Source organism: Legionella pelazae, from assembly GCF_052527395.1.
The window spans coordinates 122,972-140,361 of the sequence record NZ_JBNVZS010000007.1 but is presented as its reverse complement, the minus strand read 5'-3'; the positions used below and the strand labels follow the sequence as shown (position 1 = coordinate 140,361).

Sequence of the window (17,390 nt, the reverse complement as noted above, 5' to 3'; positions counted from 1 at the left end):
CAAGTCGAATAACCAAGAAGCTTTATTGCAAAGTCACGGATTACTTGTAGAAATTATAACCAAAAGCCAATTCTAGTAGCAATAATAATCTGCTAATTATGGACATAAATTAAGTTAAAACTGGAGGAAAAAATGAAATTAATCCACTTATCAATTCGCTCATTATTTGTTAAATTAAGTTTAATTTTTTCCTTAGCTATAAACCATTTGCTATTGACCACTAATTTACACGCAGCTTCCTCCTGCCAGCTCCTTATTGATCAGCCCATTAAGCTTAAGTCTAAGTTAGGAGCAATTAGTTTAACAGCAGTTAATCCCCATTCTATTTTGATACAATTAAAACCTAACATTTTCACAAGTTTAGATGACCTGTATGGCTTATCTAAAGATAAGAAAACCTGGTTTTTTCGTATTACAGGCCTAACGCCTTTAACTTCAGGTAATGCTCTTTATCTTGTAACCTGGGCTACTAAAGATCTCCCGCCTAAAGGTACTTATGAGCTTTCAACCTATGAAACAACACATAAGCCGCAATTTAAACAAACATTTGATACGATAGGTGATAGTATTACTTGGGGAGGACATGGCCAATTTTTACGCTGCCTACTTAGAGATCAAGGCTTGCCTTACGATTTTGAAGGTAGTCATGTAGATCCGTTTGGATTTGGACACGATGGTGAAGGTGGCGATACAACGCAAGCAGTATTAGCACGTATCAATAAAATACCTGTAACAGATGCTTATTTTTTACTCATTGGCACGAATGACCGTACCTTACATCAAGATACTGTAAATAATATCGTCCAAATTGCTAACCAACTTTATGCTAAAAATAATAAAGCAACTATTTATATAAGTACCCTTCTTCCTCGCGCTGATGCTTATTTTGAGCGAAATCAAGCGGTTAATAAGTTACTTCTCCAAACAAATTCTATCTGCCCGAGTTGTAAGATCATTGATGTAGGCGGCGCTTTTTATGCTTTAAAAGATTGGCAAAGATACTTCCCAGATAAATTACATCCTAATTACGAAGGCTATGTAGAGCTGGCAAAAATAATTACCAGGTTTATTAAAAATGAAAATAAAGCTAAACGTTAAAACACTGTTTATATTAGACCTCTTTCCAAACCGTCAGTGGCAGTTTGGAGAGGCCTATTATAAAGCTAGCGTTACTAATAACCTGGTGATAAATAATTACTGATAATCTTCTTGTAATTCAAGTGGCATCATTGCTTGTAATCTTTCATATAAAGCAACAATTTGATGACAAAAAATTAAAAATTGTTGTCTATCTTTCCAAAGCTCATAATCAATACCCTTACGGAAAGCATACTGCCTAGATAAGCACCTAAGTAATTGTTGCTCTTGGGAAGAAAAGACAAGATCACGGTTTAGCTCGAGCAACTCTAACAAATTTTTAAACTGCTTTACTGGCCGATGATCATGAATTAAGTAAGCTTTTAAAGTTAGATCAAAAGCAATATACATTAATGATACAATAGCTAATAAACAATCCTGATGTTCCTCTAAATCAGGCAGCTGTATTTCTAACCTATTATTTAATAAGGTGTCGGCGCAATTAGCATGCTGCGTCGCAATTTTTATCAATTCAATTGGAGAGTAATAGCGTTTTTCCATTATTTAAACTACTCAATTTTTGTTAATTACATCATAAAGTATATAAGTAGTTTTAGCTATTCTCCCACAGTTTTAAATTACTTTTCGTCTAAATTATGCGAAAATAAGAATTCTATGAATGACTTTCTAAATACGCCCCTTACTTTACGTTCTTTTACCTTAGCTAATCGTCTAATTCAAGGACCCTTAGCAGGCTACAGCTGTGCACCTTTTAGAAAATTATTTTCTGTTTTTTTCGCACCTGCTTACTGTGTTTCAGAAATGCTCTCAGCTTATGACATTCTCCATAAACATAAAACGCAGGATCGTTATCTTTTTCGCGCAAAAGAAGAAACGGCTCTGTGTTATCAAATTGCTGGAAATGAGCCCAGTATAATGGCCGCTGCCGCCCAAAAACTTGTATCACTAGGTGCCAATCTTATCGATATTAATTGTGGCTGCCCCAAAACAAAAATTCGCAAAAAAGGTGCTGGTAGTGCTTTACTGGACCATCCTGAGCAGTTAATTAAGATTGTAACTGCCATACGTTTAGCAATCCACATACCCCTAACGGTCAAAATTCGCCTGCAAGAAAGCGCCAAACAAGACATTGAATTAGTAAAAAGGATTGCCAATGCAGGTGCAGACGCGATCATTATTCATGGCCGTAGATGGCATGACACTTATGATACGCCCAGTGATTTAAATCGAATTAGTTTAATTAAAAAAGCAACCAATATACCTCTCATTGTTAATGGCGATCTAAAAGATAGACAAACGATATTAAAGGCACTTAAAACAACGGAAGGTGATGCCTTTATGATTTCTCGGGCAGGTTCTGGAAAACCCTGGTTATTTCAGGAAATCATAAACGATATTTCTATCAAATTAGATAAAAATCAGTTAAAAGATTTATTTATGCTTCATTTAAATGATTTAGCTGAACTTGAAACTGAATATAAAGCCGTTTTACAAAGCCGCTCACTCGTACGTTATTATTTTAGGCATCAATTGCCTGCAGAGCGACTATCTACCTTCTATCAATTAACCACTTTAAGAGAAATCGAACAATTTTTAATTAAAAATAACTAGAATATGAGCTTAATAACCATAGATCCCGCGTAAATGCTGCGCATTTTACGGGGTAACGTTCGATTAGCGATATAAAAGAGACTTCGTCCCTTTTATGTCGAGCTCACGTTAACTAATGCTTCTGCCGCCATCAACATTTAATATTTGCCCGGTAATGAAAGGATTATTAATTAAGGAGATAACCGCTTGTGCAATAAAGCGAGGATCCCCGTGTCGTTTTAACAAAGTACTAGCAATAATATATTCTTGTACTTTATGGTCTAAGGCATTTTCCTTTTCAGGCCATACAATTGCACCAGGCGCAATAGCATTAACGCGAACATTTGGGGCAAATTCTTTCGCTAAAGTTTTAGTTTGCATAGCAAGTGCCGCTTTGGTCTGACAATAAACGGCATATTCACGTAAAGGCTTGTCGGCATGAATATCGGTAATATTAATAATTGCACCTTGCTGTACAGATAAGTGAGGATAAGCTGCAAGACTTAATAAAAATGGGGCTTGCACATTAACGGCAAAGAGTTCCTGCCAATCCTCTAAATTAACTTCATTAATAGTTGTTCGTTTAAAGGTAGAAGCGTTATTAACGAGTACATTTAATTTACCGCCCCATTGCAATACTTGATTAATTAAATCCCTACATTCATTAGGCTGATTTAAATTAGCCTGAAAAACAAAGGCACTTTCTGCTCTTATCTTATTTAAAAAACCAGCTAATAATTGTGCTTCATTTAGGGAATGATGGCAATGAATAGCAACCTGGAACCCTTCTTGATGTAGGTGCTGGGCAATCGCTGCACCAATACGTCGAGCAGCGCCTGTCACTAATGCAACCTCATTGACTTGTTTGTTATTATAAATCAAGGTATGTTTCCCCGTTTTAACTAGGCAGATTAACAATGAATTCATTAAGCTTATTGTATAAGTATTTACAACAGCATCAAGAAATTCCCTTTGCTGAATTTATGCAACTTGCTTTATATCATCCTCAGACTGGCTATTACAGCGCTGGTTTGCCTAAATTCGGTATTGAAGGTGATTTTATCACGGCGCCTGAGTTAACGCCTTTATTTGGCCAAACACTTGCTAATCAATGCAAGCAACTTATTCCTTTATTAACTAATCCTATTATTTTTGAATTTGGTGCCGGCTCAGGCCGTTTATGTGTTGATATACTAAAACGGTTGGAGCAATTAGATTGTCTACCCTCTGCTTATTACATTTTAGAAGTTAGTGGCTTTCTACAAACCAAGCAAAGTAATTTAATTAAGCAAGAGTTGAGTCATCTAGCTCATTTAGTAACGTGGTTTAATCGATGGCCAACAGAACCCTTTAACGGTATTGTTATAGCCAATGAAGTATTAGATGCTATGTCTGTGCACCGTTTTTTACAAACTAAAGAGAATCTCTTAGAAAGTTTTATTACTATAAATGAGCAGAATGAACTAATTGAGATCTTTAAACCAACTGAAAATTTACGTTTGCGCAACTACTTAAAAAGTGCCCTACCAGAAGAATTACCTTTGCCTTATCAATCAGAGGCGAATTTATTTATTGGAAGTTGGCTAAAGGAAATAGCTGATATGCTTAATCAAGGTGCTATCATTTTAATTGATTATGGTTATCCAAGGCATGAATATTATCACCCCGATCGGAGCCAAGGAACATTGATGTGCCACTATAAGCATCAAGCCCATACTAATTTTTTAGTCCATATAGGTGAACAAGACATTACCGCTCATGTTGACTTTACCCAAGTTGCAGAAGCGGCTTGCGCTGCTAATCTACATGTTGCCGGTTATACTAACCAAGCTGCTTTTTTACTTGCTAATGATTTGCTAGGCTTACTAGCTGAAATAGATGATGAACGAGCGCGTATTAAAGCAACCCAAGCCGTAAAAAAATTGACATTACCTAGTGAAATGGGTGAATTATTTAAAGTAATAGGATTGACTAAAAATTTGGATGTGTTTTTAACTGGTTTTCAACTACAAGATAAAAGAGCAAGCTTATAAATGACTAAATATTTAACTACTGTCGAGTTACAAAAAGAATCAATGAAATTTTCTGCAGGCCATACAACTATCTTCTCTGCTACTGAACGAGAACCACTGCATGGACATATGTATAGTGTTTATCTTGCACTGACAACCTGGGTTGAAGAAAATGGCATGAATTTTGATTATCGCTATTATAAAGATCGCATCCACAAATTATGTCGCTCTCTCAATCAAACTTTTCTAATGCCTAAATACTCGCCTTTTCTAACTATTAGTGAAGATGAAGAATATTACTATTTTATGTTTAATAAAAAGAAAATCCCGTTTTTAAAAGAAGATGTTACTCTATTACCTTTAACCAATATTACTGTTGAAGAATTATCAAGATGGTTTGTTAACGAACTTATTAAAGATAGTGAGGAATTAATTAAATATCGGATAGAAAAGGTGACTGTAAAAGTTTTTTCGGCCCCTGGGCAATCTGCAAGTCATGAATGGGTAAGGCAATCTAATTAAAAGTAACGTTTAAGGAAATATTTGTGATTAATATTTGTCATGTATGTATACCTCATACTAATCATGATTATTTCGATTATGTATCACCTGATGCTTCTCCTAAAATTGGCACACGCATCTGGGTGCCTTTTCGAAAGCAGGAGCGTTTAGGAGTTGTCGTTGGCATCGCAATATCCTCTAAATTAGATAGGCCCCTTAAATCCATCCATACTGTTGTTGATGAACAACCTATTTTAAGCTCTGAGATACTTGCTTTATGTCAATGGATTAGCACTTATTACCAAGCCCCGCTGTCTGAGGTATTACCTTTGGCCATACCTAAGAAACTGCGTCAAGCCTGCCCTATCAAAGCACCCTTAGTAGAAGCTTTCACGCTTACACAAGCAACAAGCGAAGCTTATAGTCTATTGGGAAAAAATGCGCTTAAACAACGTGCTTTAGTTGATTTTTTAGCTACAAAAAATAAAACGATGACGAAAAGCGAATTAGTTCGAGCTGGCTTTACTAAAGCGCAATTAGATAAGCTTAATAACTTAAATATTATTCGTCGGGATCAACTATTTGCTTTACCCCATTTGCCCTGCTTAAAGACCAAACCTCTAGTGCTTAATGATGAGCAAGCAATAGCCGTATCGGCAATTAAACAAAATTTAGAAAGTTATCATTGTTTTCTTTTGCAAGGCATAACAGGCAGTGGCAAGACTGAAGTTTATCTGCATGTCATTGCTGAAGTCCTTGCCCGTGGGCAACAAGTTTTAATTTTAGTGCCAGAAATTGGCTTAACTCCGCAGCTGTTGAAGCGCTTTAGTGCTCGCTTAGATAAGCAAATAGTTACATTACATTCAAATCTTAATGAAAGTGAACGATATGCATCTTGGTATGCTGCAATGCATAATATTGCTCATTTAGTGATTGGCACTCGGGCGGCAATTTTTACACCTATGCCTAAATTAGGATTAATTATTATTGATGAAGAACACGATCCCTCTTTAAAACAGATGGATAACGTACGTTACTCAGCACGTGATACAGCACTTATGCGTGCCTATCAAGCCAATATACCCATTGTTCTAGGCTCAGCAACGCCAAGTTTAGAAAGCCTGCATAATTGTCGTCAAAAAAAATATACTCTTTTACAGCTAAACTATAAGGCTTTAACTTCACAGCCGCTTAGTTATCAATTAATTGATTTACGTTCAGCAATTATCCATCATGGCTTAGCTGAAAGATCGATACAAATAATTGCTAATCATCTAAGGCAAGGAAATCAGGTTTTAGTTTTTATTAATCGTCGTGGCTTTGCACCTATTTTACTTTGTCATGCTTGTGGTTTTATGGTTGACTGCCCTGCTTGTGACAGTCATTTGACACTACATCGGCACAGTCATCGTTTAATCTGTCACCATTGTGGCCTAAGCCAAGCAATTCCAGCAACTTGTAAGCAATGTGAAAACTCGGAGTTAATTCCAATTGGTACAGGCACTCAACGACTTTATGATTACCTAGCAACTGTTTTTCCGGAGACTAAAATTCTACGGATTGATAGAGACGAAATACGTAAAAAAAATGAGCTTGAGGCTCGACTTGAGCTCATTAATAATGAACAAGCACAATTACTAGTTGGTACCCAAATGTTGGCTAAAGGGCATCATTTTCCTAAACTTACTCTCGTTGTTGTGGTCGATGCGGACTTTGGATTTTATAATCAGGATTTTCGTGCTATTGAGCAATTAGGTCAATTACTGACACAAGTTGCCGGACGTGCCGGGCGCGCTGAAAAGCCTGGCCAAGTCCTTATACAAACTCATCTACCTCATCATCCTTTATTAAACGTACTTATTCAAAAAGGCTACGAGGAGTTTGCAAAAATGCTACTAACCAGCCGCGAGCAAGCCGCTTTGCCTCCTTATCATTATTTAGCTGTTATTCGAGCTCAGCATAAGCAAAATGAGCGTATTGAGGATTTTTTAAAATCAATTAAAAGTTATTTAAGTGAACAATCCTTGCAAATCCTAGGACCTGCTCCTGCCCCGCTAGCACGTAAAGCAAACCTGTTTCGTATGCAACTTCTAATTAAATCCTCTTCACGTAAACATCTACACTTAGCATTGACGACTATGCGAGAGTGGATCAAAATAACCAGACAATCACAAGATATACGTTGGAATATTGACGTTGATCCAATGGACTTATCATGAATAATTCAAAGATTGCCGTTTATCAAAAGTCCTTTGCTATCGCTTGGGGTGATATGGATGCTCTAGGCCATGTTAATAACGCCAGTTATTTTGATTATTTTCAAGAAGCTCGTATAGAATGGCTAGCAAGCTTAAATTTTAACTTACAACAAGCAACTGGCCCGGTAGTTATTCATGTTGCTTGTACTTTCTTTAAACCAGTTATTTATCCAGCAACACTAACGCTTAATAGCAGTATCCACAGTCTTGGCCATTCCAGTTTTATTATTGATCATGACTTATTTCAGGAAGATGTTTTGATGGCTCAAGGTATAAGTAAAATTGTCTGGGTTGATTATAAACTTAATAAATCAGTAGCAGTACCTGATAATATTCGTCAATTATTTAAATAAAGTTAATTACTTGATTTGCATCAATAAATAAGGTTAACTACTATTTACTTTGATTATTTATAACCTTTAATTAAAGCTTTATTTTAGACAATTTTAAACCACAATAAGGAAATATTATGAATAAAGATATTTTTGAAGGTAATTGGGAAGAAGTAAAAGGGAAAATGAAACAAGCTTGGGGTAAATTAACCGATGATGATTTCCGTGAGCTTGAAGGTAATCAGCAAGAAATTTTTGGTAAATTACAAAAGCACTATGGCTATACTCGTGATGAAGCTGAAAGAGCTGTTAGAGATTTCACTAGTAGACACTAATTTAGACTAAATTTTTATCTTTTTCTTTAAATCATGCCAGCTAATATTTAGCTAGCATGATTTGCTTTTCGCTGCCTATCATGTTTAAACAATCTAACCAGCAAGAATAACCTAAAGCCTGCTCTACATAGAATTAAGGTTAGAACGATTTATCAAAACATAGTAAAGGCTATTTAATACGTTTATGCTAGAGAGAGCTTTAGGTTGAAATTAAAATTTAGATTAAGTGAAAGTCACTAAAGCTTTGGCGCTCGGTATTTACTATAAAATAGGTGCTGCTGCAAATTGAAGAGCCGTATTTCTATGAATCAATAGGCAAGATTTTAATTATATTAAACACTAGGGTTAGTTGAATAGCAGGACCGGCTACCGCTACGTCATTTGCAGGTTCTCCGCATACTGGAGAATGAGATAAATAGAAGGCTTATTCTACCATTTAAACAATGTTTTGATATTTAGAATTTCGTCAACCAATAGGACAAAATAAAGCGCTGAATAGGTAAATTAACAAGACAATTGCTGTTGCTAAAATTACAGAACAGGAATAGAAGATCCCTTGCTCTATCACATGAATTATGTAACTTATTAATACTTGCCTTGTTAAGACTATTAATAAGTTACATAATTAAAATTTTATTACTTGGGACTATGAAGGTCGCCCTTTAATAATTTTAACCTTTAATAAAACAAGTGCCGAGTTATGGATAAGCTAAAAGTTATTGTCAACAGTAGTTGGTTTTATAATTTTATTATTATATTGATAATTCTTAACGCTATTGTTTTAGGGCTTGAAACCTATCCTGCAATAACTCAAAAATATGGCCCCTTACTTACTTTTCTTGATAATGTCTTTATAACCTTATTTGTAATAGAGCTTTGTTTAGAAATGCTAGCTCTAGGTAAGAAATTCTTTACTAACCCGTGGCACATGTTTGATCTAATTGTGGTCTCTGTCTCTCTGATACCTGCAGGGCAAGCGTTTACTGTACTACGTGCTGCGCGCGTTTTAAGAGTATTAAGATTAATATCTGCCTTTCCTTCTCTCCGGCGGGTTGTTCAAGGCTTAATTAATGCAATACCTGGCATTACTTCTATTGCAGGAATTTTACTTATTTTATTCTATGTTTTTGGCGTTATGGCCACGAGATTATTTGGGCAAAATTTTCCTGAATATTTTGGCAGCTTACAATTTTCTCTTTTTAGTTTATTCCAAATTATGACTATGGAAGGATGGCCTGATATTGTTCGCAAGGTGATGGAAGTTTATCCCTATGCTTGGCTATTTTTTATCACTTACATATTGATTGCAACCTTTTCCGTACTAAACTTATTTATTGCAGTCATTGTTGATGCTATGCAAAAACAGCATGAGATTGAAGAAAAAGCAGAACAAAAAGAATTGCAAAAAATTGAAAATACTTTAGAGGCTATTTATCAAAAGTTAGAGAGTATAGAGAATAAAAGTAGCAAGTAGTCATAAGACTATAGTATTTATAATTTTCAATTATATTAGTCTCTACTCACATTTAACAGCCTATAGGGCCAGGTGCGCATGACTATCAATTAATTTTTCACCTTATCAAAGTAGACTAATAGCATCTCTAGCTTACTACTTTACCGCTAAGTCTATTATTACTTAGCGGCTATATAAAATTAAGGAATGATAACTACGTATTTTAACAATTCCGATACCTTCTCCCCACATTGAGAGTTTAAGTAATAAGTAAATTTTCCGGATCTGCCTGGCAAAGTATTTTCTGTCCAGGTTAACTCTTTACCTTCCCAAAGGGTTTGTTGTACCCAATTTCTAACTTGATACTTAGTAATGGGGAGGCTTCCTTCTGGCTTTTGCCACGTTAAAGTTATGCTCTTCTTATCTTTACTATATTTAGAAGAAATGTTAGCTGGAGGTTTGCATAAGGTAGGGGTGACTACTTTATAGCTTTTAATACTTTGAACAAACATACTAGCCGTTTTCATATGTGGATTTGGTGGTCCAGCATAGGGGCCACCAATGGCTAAGTTAACAATCAAGTAATAGCCACCTTCTTTATCATTAAATCCCCGGCTCAATGCATTGGGGCCATCTGCAGGTAAAGTATCGGTTTTTAAAGGGCCCCAAATCTTTTTATTATCGAAATAACCTGTAATGATATGGCCACCTTTGGTGCTTTGTGGATCTTTATCCCATTCAAAACCCCATTTATGAAAATCATGATACAGTCGCTCTGATTCCTTCTTACGGACTAACCGATAGCCTGGCCCTCTACAATCGCCGCCATTACAGCGTGGGTCTTTACCATTAAAATGTAAGGCGGCGGTCATGATGTCAAAGCTTGTATTTTTAGGGTAAGCTTCCATAATATCGATTTCACCATTTGTTGGCCATTGTTTGTCATTAGTGGGCAAAAGCCAAATAGCAGGCCATAACCCACTATGATAGTTAATAGGATTAGTTCTTGCCTCACATAATCCATCATCACTGGTCTCGCATCTTGGTAACTTAGCAATTACTTCAAGATAACCATGAGTTAAAGTGCTTGTATCCCAGACAGTTGAATTAACAGTTGCATTATAAGGAGGTGCATCAAGATCTCGGCGTGTCATTATTTCACCAGCTTTCCAATAATTATTATTTACTTTAGTTGCTGATAATTTTAATTGACCTGGCTCATTGATCTTATCACAATAATAAGACACTAATGACGAATCATAGACATTAATTTCACCTGATTTTCTATGATCATAATTTGTAGCAGCATAATAATTTAAGCCCTCTTCATTTTTATCTGTTAAAATATTTCTCACTAAACTACACTGCTTGTTTTCATCAAAGGAGCAAGGCATTGCATAGATATGCTGTGTTACTAACAAAATCGTGATATGAGCTAAGATTCCCTTCATTAAATAATCTCCCATCTATTCATGAGTCTTAAAATCACTATATTATATTTATTTACCTACAAGCAAATTTAATATATTACCCAGGTGATGTTCTCATCTATTTTTGCTAAACATTAATCAGCTAAATTATTAGGAGAAAAATTCTATTTGAAACTCGCTATAGTAGTTAAGTGTTTCTTGCCTTAAAGGCAAGATCATAGTGTACCTGGATGGAATATTAAGAATTTAACAACATTGAAATACGAAAAGTCGCTACTATAATAAAGAGCCTACTGTTTATTTAGTTGATGTTTAAGTAACACCAAAAATATTTGGCACTTGTGACTTAAAGGAGTTTAAGAATGGCAGAAGGAATCTTTGCTCACATTAAACATGATCTACAAGCCTCTATCGTTGTATTTTTAGTTGCACTGCCTTTATGCTTAGGTATTGCTTTAGCTTCAGAAGCACCCATGTTTTCTGGTATTATTGCTGGCGTAGTAGGCGGGATTGTTGTTGGTATAGCTAGCGGCTCAGCGCTGGGTGTTAGTGGGCCAGCTGCAGGCCTTGTAGCGATAGTTCTAGCAGCGAAGGAATCCTTAGGTTCCTGGGAAGCATTTTTATTGGCAGGATTCATAGCTGGGATACTACAGGTGATAGCTGGCTTCCTGCAAGGTGGAATTATTGCCTATTACTTTCCATCAGCAGTGATTAAAGGTATGTTAAGCGGTATTGGTATCATTATCATTTTAAAGCAAATCCCGCACTTGCTAGGGTATGATATATCGCCTGTGCTAACTGAATTAACTAATGGCCGGCTTGGGGTTATTAAAGAAGCTTTCCATAACATCAACCCTGGTGTGGTTATCATTAGTATGATATCACTCATGGTTATGATCTTGTGGGAACAAATCATTGCGAAGGGCTATAAAACGCTCGAAATTTTGCAAGCCCCTTTAGTCGTTGTATTACTTGGCCTTCTTTTTGTCTGGCTCTATGAAAATAATTGGCTGGCTTTTCATCTGGAATCATCAGAACTGGTACAAATACCGGAATTTCGGAAAATTGCTGATCTGACTTACGCAATAACGTTACCTGATTTTCTTCAGCTAGGCAATCTGGAAGTATATCGCGTGGCTGCAGTCATTGCCTTGGTTGCGAGCCTGGAAACTCTCTTATGCGTTGAAGCCACTGATAAGCTTGATCCTCATAGAAGAGTCACGCCCACAAACCGTGAGCTGAAAGCTCAAGGCTTGGGTAATATGGTTTCCTGTCTAATTGGCGGGCTACCTATTACTCAAGTCATTGTGCGTAGCACAGCGAATATTACCTTTGGCGCTAGAACTAAATTATCGACCATTTTACATGGGATGTTTCTCCTGATTTGTGTGCTAACTATCCCAAAATTATTAAATCGAATTCCTCTAGCATCACTTGCAGCCATCCTCATCGTCATTGGATATAAGCTAGTTAACCCATCCATTTTTAAGCGCATGTATAGAATGGGTTGGGAACAATTTTTACCTTTTATAATTACTATCATCGGAATTGTACTTAATGATTTACTTTTTGGCATTGGCCTCGGGTTTGCTGTTGCTATCTTCATTATTTTGCGTCACAACTATTTGAACTCGCACGATACTAGGATCTTTATTGAAAAAGGTATTACGTATCATATGGAACTCGCTGAAGAAGTAACCTTTTTAAATAAAGGTAGCATTATAAATGATCTCAAACGTATTCCCCCAAAGGCTACTTTAATCATTGATGGCAGCCGTTCGAAATATATTGATAATGATGTACGCGAGGTCATCGATAATTTTCTGAAAAGTGCTAAAACTAAAGAAATTTCAGTTAAATTGCGAAGGATAGAAACATGCATACCTTAACTAAAGAACAACAACAAAATATTTCCTCAAAGCAGGCAGTTGACTTGCTAAAAGCAGGTAACCACCGCTTCATTAATAATCTCAGAGTTAATCGCAATTTACTGCAACAGGTGAAGGAAGCTTCTAAGGGGCAACATCCTTTTGCCGCCGTTTTAAGTTGTATGGATTCTCGCACGCCAGCAGAACTAATCTTTGATCAGGAGATAGGGTATATTTTTAGTTTGCGAATTGCCGGCAATATTCTCAATGATGATATCATTGGTAGCTTGGAGTTTGCTTGTAAGGTGGTAGGCGCTAAACTTATTGCGGTGATAGGCCATAGTGGCTGTGGTGCAATTCATGGAGCCTGCAACAACGTTGAGCTAGGCCACTTAAGTGGGTTACTAGCAAAAATCCACCCAGCAATTGAGAAAGTTAAGAAAACTTTTCCAAAGCTTAATCCAAATACCCCAGAGTTTATAGAGCAAGTTACTAAATTAAATATCCAGCTTACTGTAGATGAACTTAGTAAACGCAGCAAAATACTCAACAACCTATTAAATGAACAAAAGATCATGATAGTTGGTGGTTTATATAATATTGAAAACGGGAAGGTAGTATTCTTTGAAGAAAATAAGAGTTAAAGTAAAAAAGTTTAACTATGTTTCATGGTTATTATGCAAGAGGTCTCAGGCTGGCATTTGAGTAAAGAGAACCAATCATTAGCTTCTTATTTTCTTATCTATGTTTATAATGACAGGCATAAAAATCTTAGTTTATTTCCACAATTACGCCTGGCTTTATTAACTTGCTAAGCTTTACTACATCCCAATTAGTTAAACGGATACAGCCATGGCTTGTGGAGCGCCCTATCGTTTCAGGTTCATTGGTTCCATGGATTCCAATACCCTTTTTATTTAAACCTATCCATACCACACCTACTGGACTATTTGGGCCAGGTGGAAGATTGTAATAATTAGCACTGCGTTTACCTTCTTTAAGCATCTTTTTATCATATCTAAACCACGGTAGATACCTAATACTTTTAATCTTCCATTTCCCTTTAGGAGCAGGTAGTTCTTGGGAGCCAGGCGTTATAGGAAAAAAGGCAATAATTTGATTATTTTCAAAAACAAGTAAAGTCTTTTTTCGCGTATTTATTTTTATAATTCTATTAGGCAACAGTATATTTTTAGAAACACCTGTTTCTGAGAGCTCCTCTATAAGAAAGGGAGTGACATTTGGAACTTTTATTCTATCATCTGGTTTTAATTTTTTAAAATTAACCTGAGAATTAATCTTCTTTAAAAAGTCAACATCAGTATGGAAACGCTCTGCAACAAATTCTTTTAAACTTTCGTAAGGTAATTTTTTCTTTTTTGCTTGTTTTCTTATTTTTTCAGGAATAGAGCCTAGATACTTTTTATCCTCCTCTTTGATAGTATAAAAAGTATAAAGTGAAGTAAGATCGTTTTTTGGCTGAGGTGATTTGTAACATTGCAGTACTGGTGTATATTCAATGGGTTTCTTAGCCATTTCTTTTAGATTAAAATGGTTATTTAACAAGATTTGCCTTTGTAGATAAAAGGTATACGGTAAAGGAAAGTCCATTTCGTAGTACTGGGGTTTAAATGATTCATAATATTTTAGTGCTTGTTTGGTAAACTTGCCTCGGCTCCCATCTATTTTCCCTGGGCTGAAGTTCTGTTCATCTAAGAAAATTTGCTGTTGTACGATTTTATCTCTAGAATTTTCTATCTTCTCCGCATAGGTAACTAGGCAGAAGCAAAACAAAAAACCTACATAAAAGATATATTTTTTCATAGATAAATCTGGCTGTTTAATTATAAACATAGCATAAACACGAGAAACAAGGCTGCAAATCTGTAAACTTTTTACTCAGCTTTCTAGCCAGTCTAAATTTTTTTAATAAAAAATGAGACGCTCGGTTTGGTTTAGAGGCAATAAAAATATGATGGACTTAACTGATCTTATTTGTATAAAATTTAAACTTTCCTTGGCTATACTTTGATAAATAAAGATAGTTATTTCTTTTGACAAAGCCTTGACATAGTTGTCACAAGGATGTTAGCTTAAATAGTCACAATTAAATTTATAAAAAATTGGACAAGATATTCACCATAATATTGACTTATAATTCCTATAAAAAAGGACAGGTCTAGACAACAGAAGGAGTGACTATGTTTAAACAAAGTTTATTATGTGGCGTTTTTGCTCTGACAACTATTTCTCCCCTAGTCGTTGAAGCAGCTGTAAAAGAAAGCAGTAATATGACACAGAATGCTATTACTGATACAGCAATTACTGCGAAAATCAAAGCACTTTATGCAAAATCGCGGTTAGTTCCGGTCGCAAAAATCGCAGTAAAAACAAAAAATCAGCAGGTTATTTTAGCCGGAAAAGTAGAAAGTGATTTGCAGTATGAACGAGCGCTTGCCTTGGCAGAATCAGTAAATGGCGTTAAAAGTGTTGACGCTGAACGATTATCTGTAATCAATAGTAAGGCGCCTTTAACTGATACCATGCTTACTGCTAAAGTAAAAGGTGTCATTTTAAAAGAAAAATTATTTGGTAAGAAAGCTGTTGAATACTGGCCAATTAAAGTCGAAACAAAAAATAGAGTGGTTTATTTAACTGGTGAGGTAGATAACGATAGAGAGCGGGCTAATATCACCAATTTAGCAAAAAATATCCGTGGTGTAAGAGCTGTTCATTCAGCAATTGTTGTGAAGTAATTGATAACTTAATTATTGCGAATGCTCTAAATGTAACTACTATTAAGGAGGTCATAATGGATACTAATCATGTTGTAAACGCAAATGATGTAATTGGAGTTAAAGTTGAGAATATGCAAGGTGATAACCTTGGTAAAATTGAAGCTTTGATGCTTGATAAATTAAGTGGAAAAGTAAGTTATGTTGTATTAAGTTATGGCGGCTTCTTAGGCTTGGGTAATAAGCTTTTTGCTATGCCATGGAGCATTTTCTCTTACAATAAAGATCGCGACTGCTTCCAAATCCCTTTAAATGAAGAGCAGCTGAAAAATTCTCCCGGCTTTGATAAAGATAATTGGCCTAATATGTCAGATAAAATGTGGAGTGATTCTATCGCCCGCTATTATGATACTGCAATATCTAGTCGTGGTGATCGTGGTCAAATTTAATTTTTAAGCTCAAATGCAGTAACTTGTTTACTGCACTATTTTTTTAATTAACTTCTTTCGAAACTCGCTGCAAGGAGCCAAGTGGTAGTTGACCAGCGCACAGAACCGGAGTGTCATGGAGTACATGAAGATTCGAGCACTGCCGTGCCTGCAACTTGGCCGTTGCAGTAGAGTTTCCAAAGAAGTTTAATTAACTTTTATGCATCATTTGCTGATGTGCACACTCTTCACATAAATCATTAATATCTTCAATTGTATCATCTGCTTGTGGTAATACTTCTTGAATTGGCTCTAAATTATCCATATCCTCAATTTCAATTTTTGCACCACAATTTTTACAGATTTTCATGGTCGACATAACTTCTTCCTATTGTGTTGATAGTTCTTTTTAATTATTAAAGGTTCTATTTTAATAGTATTATTGTAACTAATATGAATATCCTAGATTGAAGGGATTAAGCTAAATGTTATCTATGTTAATCAGGAAATTGCTATAGAATTATGGAAAATTCTCAATTTCCATTGATAAGATTACTCTATATATAATTTTAGGTGTTCTTAAAAAAAAGTCTAATACCATAAACTAGCTAGAATAAATTTATGAATTTAAAAAACCCTGAAAATTTAGTTATTAATAATGAATTTAATGTACAACAAGCCATTGTCTATCAAAGGCAGTGGTCTAAAGAAATTAAGATTAAACCAATACCTGAAATAATAAATTATGTGGCAGGAATTGATATTGGTTATGATTATGCAAGTAATCAAGCTTTTACGGTCGCTGTTCTTTTAGCTGCTACCAATTTACAACCTGTTGAAATAACTAAAGCCATTACTTCTATCGATATTCCTTATAAACCCGGTTTTTTATCTTTTCGAGAGGTTCCTGCGCTTTGCCAAGCCTTAGATCAATTAAGCATTAAACCTGATTTAATTGTTTGTGATGGTCAAGGAATTGCGCACCCTCGCCGCTTTGGGTTAGCTTGCCATATAGGTTTAGCCTATGATATACCAACGATTGGCTGTGGTAAAAGTAAGCTTTATGGCTACGCTAAGGAACCGGGTATCAGCCCAGGTGATTACTCCGAGCTCCATGATAGGCAAGGTAATATCATTGGGGCTGTATTACGGAGCAAATTAAATGTAAAACCGCTTTATATTTCAGTTGGCCATAAAGCAGATCTTACAAGTGCTTTGGCTTGGATTTTAAAACTAACCAAAGGTTATCGCTTACCTGAGCCAACTCGCTTAGCTGACAAGCTTGCCCATGAACATAAATTAGCTAGTCTCTGCCCTTAAAGAGAAAAGCCAATAAGTTCAATTAAATAA

At 35.7% G+C, this 17,390-nt stretch carries 18 protein-coding genes; 13 read left to right on the top strand and 5 right to left on the bottom strand.

Annotated features, from left to right (window positions below):
- Positions 1-132 precede the first annotated feature (132 nt).
- The gene (locus ACQUW5_RS09230; protein ID WP_444990948.1) at positions 133-1,098 is read left to right on the top strand and encodes an SGNH/GDSL hydrolase family protein; all 966 of its coding nucleotides are present in this window, start codon (positions 133-135) and stop codon (positions 1,096-1,098) included.
- 96 nt (positions 1,099-1,194) lie between these two features.
- On the opposite strand, the gene ACQUW5_RS09225 is transcribed toward ACQUW5_RS09230, so the two are convergent.
- Complete coding sequence (locus tag ACQUW5_RS09225) at positions 1,195-1,638, bottom strand: hypothetical protein (protein WP_444990947.1); 444 nt, start codon at positions 1,636-1,638, stop codon at positions 1,195-1,197.
- Positions 1,639-1,752: 114 nt separating this feature from the next.
- On the opposite strand from ACQUW5_RS09225, the gene ACQUW5_RS09220 reads away from it, so the two are divergent.
- Complete coding sequence (locus tag ACQUW5_RS09220) at positions 1,753-2,709, top strand: tRNA dihydrouridine synthase (RefSeq protein WP_444990946.1); 957 nt, start codon at positions 1,753-1,755, stop codon at positions 2,707-2,709.
- A 108-nt stretch (positions 2,710-2,817) separates the two neighbouring features.
- Here the strand turns inward: ACQUW5_RS09220 and ACQUW5_RS09215 are convergent, their stop codons facing one another.
- Complete coding sequence (locus ACQUW5_RS09215) at positions 2,818-3,570, bottom strand: pteridine reductase (RefSeq protein WP_444990945.1); 753 nt, start codon at positions 3,568-3,570, stop codon at positions 2,818-2,820.
- A gap of 35 nt (positions 3,571-3,605) precedes the next feature.
- Here ACQUW5_RS09215 and ACQUW5_RS09210 point away from each other — a divergent pair, with 35 nt between their 5' ends.
- From ACQUW5_RS09210 to ACQUW5_RS09185, 6 genes are all read left to right on the top strand, one after another.
- On the top strand, positions 3,606-4,721 hold the full coding sequence (locus tag ACQUW5_RS09210) for a class I SAM-dependent methyltransferase (RefSeq protein ID WP_444990944.1): 1,116 nt from the start codon (positions 3,606-3,608) through the stop codon (positions 4,719-4,721).
- Positions 4,722-5,222 carry a 6-pyruvoyl trahydropterin synthase family protein gene (locus ACQUW5_RS09205; RefSeq protein WP_444990943.1) on the top strand — a complete coding sequence of 167 codons (501 nt, stop codon included), beginning with the start codon at positions 4,722-4,724 and terminating at the stop codon, positions 5,220-5,222. It abuts the gene before it with no gap.
- Positions 5,223-5,245: 23 nt separating this feature from the next.
- Positions 5,246-7,420 carry a primosomal protein N' gene (locus ACQUW5_RS09200; RefSeq protein ID WP_444990942.1) on the top strand — a complete coding sequence of 725 codons (2,175 nt, stop codon included), beginning with the start codon at positions 5,246-5,248 and terminating at the stop codon, positions 7,418-7,420.
- Positions 7,417-7,812 (top strand): acyl-CoA thioesterase, encoded by a 396-nt coding sequence (locus ACQUW5_RS09195; RefSeq protein WP_444990941.1) that lies wholly within the window; start codon positions 7,417-7,419, stop codon positions 7,810-7,812. Before ACQUW5_RS09200 ends, ACQUW5_RS09195 begins: the two co-directional genes overlap by 4 nt.
- Before the next feature lie 116 nt (positions 7,813-7,928).
- Complete coding sequence (locus tag ACQUW5_RS09190) at positions 7,929-8,126, top strand: CsbD family protein (RefSeq protein ID WP_444990940.1); 198 nt, start codon at positions 7,929-7,931, stop codon at positions 8,124-8,126.
- A 700-nt stretch (positions 8,127-8,826) separates the two neighbouring features.
- Positions 8,827-9,600, top strand: coding sequence for an ion transporter (locus ACQUW5_RS09185; RefSeq protein WP_444990938.1), 774 nt, complete (start codon positions 8,827-8,829; stop codon positions 9,598-9,600).
- A gap of 179 nt (positions 9,601-9,779) precedes the next feature.
- On the opposite strand, the gene ACQUW5_RS09180 is transcribed toward ACQUW5_RS09185, so the two are convergent.
- Positions 9,780-11,030 (bottom strand): glycoside hydrolase family 16 protein, encoded by a 1,251-nt coding sequence (locus ACQUW5_RS09180; protein WP_444990937.1) that lies wholly within the window; start codon positions 11,028-11,030, stop codon positions 9,780-9,782.
- 341 nt (positions 11,031-11,371) lie between these two features.
- On the opposite strand from ACQUW5_RS09180, the gene ACQUW5_RS09175 reads away from it, so the two are divergent.
- Positions 11,372-12,898: a SulP family inorganic anion transporter gene (locus tag ACQUW5_RS09175; RefSeq protein WP_444990936.1), complete on the top strand. Its 1,527-nt coding sequence runs from the start codon at positions 11,372-11,374 to the stop codon at positions 12,896-12,898.
- On the top strand, positions 12,886-13,521 hold the full coding sequence (locus ACQUW5_RS09170; protein ID WP_444990935.1) for a carbonic anhydrase family protein: 636 nt from the start codon (positions 12,886-12,888) through the stop codon (positions 13,519-13,521). Before ACQUW5_RS09175 ends, ACQUW5_RS09170 begins: the two co-directional genes overlap by 13 nt.
- A gap of 127 nt (positions 13,522-13,648) precedes the next feature.
- Here ACQUW5_RS09170 and ACQUW5_RS09165 read toward each other — a convergent pair whose 3' ends face one another.
- Positions 13,649-14,731, bottom strand: a complete 1,083-nt coding sequence (locus tag ACQUW5_RS09165; RefSeq protein ID WP_444990934.1) for a L,D-transpeptidase — start codon at positions 14,729-14,731, stop codon at positions 13,649-13,651.
- 347 nt (positions 14,732-15,078) lie between these two features.
- On the opposite strand from ACQUW5_RS09165, the gene ACQUW5_RS09160 reads away from it, so the two are divergent.
- Together ACQUW5_RS09160 and ACQUW5_RS09155 are read left to right on the top strand one after the other, a co-directional pair.
- The gene (locus ACQUW5_RS09160; protein WP_444990933.1) at positions 15,079-15,633 is read left to right on the top strand and encodes a BON domain-containing protein; all 555 of its coding nucleotides are present in this window, start codon (positions 15,079-15,081) and stop codon (positions 15,631-15,633) included.
- A 56-nt stretch (positions 15,634-15,689) separates the two neighbouring features.
- Positions 15,690-16,061, top strand: a complete 372-nt coding sequence (locus ACQUW5_RS09155; protein ID WP_444990932.1) for a PRC-barrel domain-containing protein — start codon at positions 15,690-15,692, stop codon at positions 16,059-16,061.
- 190 nt (positions 16,062-16,251) lie between these two features.
- Here the strand turns inward: ACQUW5_RS09155 and ACQUW5_RS09150 are convergent, their stop codons facing one another.
- Positions 16,252-16,419: a hypothetical protein gene (locus ACQUW5_RS09150; protein WP_444990931.1), complete on the bottom strand. Its 168-nt coding sequence runs from the start codon at positions 16,417-16,419 to the stop codon at positions 16,252-16,254.
- A 242-nt stretch (positions 16,420-16,661) separates the two neighbouring features.
- Between ACQUW5_RS09150 and nfi the strand changes: the two genes are divergently transcribed.
- Positions 16,662-17,360, top strand: a complete 699-nt coding sequence (gene nfi / locus ACQUW5_RS09145; protein WP_444990930.1) for a deoxyribonuclease V — start codon at positions 16,662-16,664, stop codon at positions 17,358-17,360.
- Positions 17,361-17,390 lie beyond the last annotated feature (30 nt).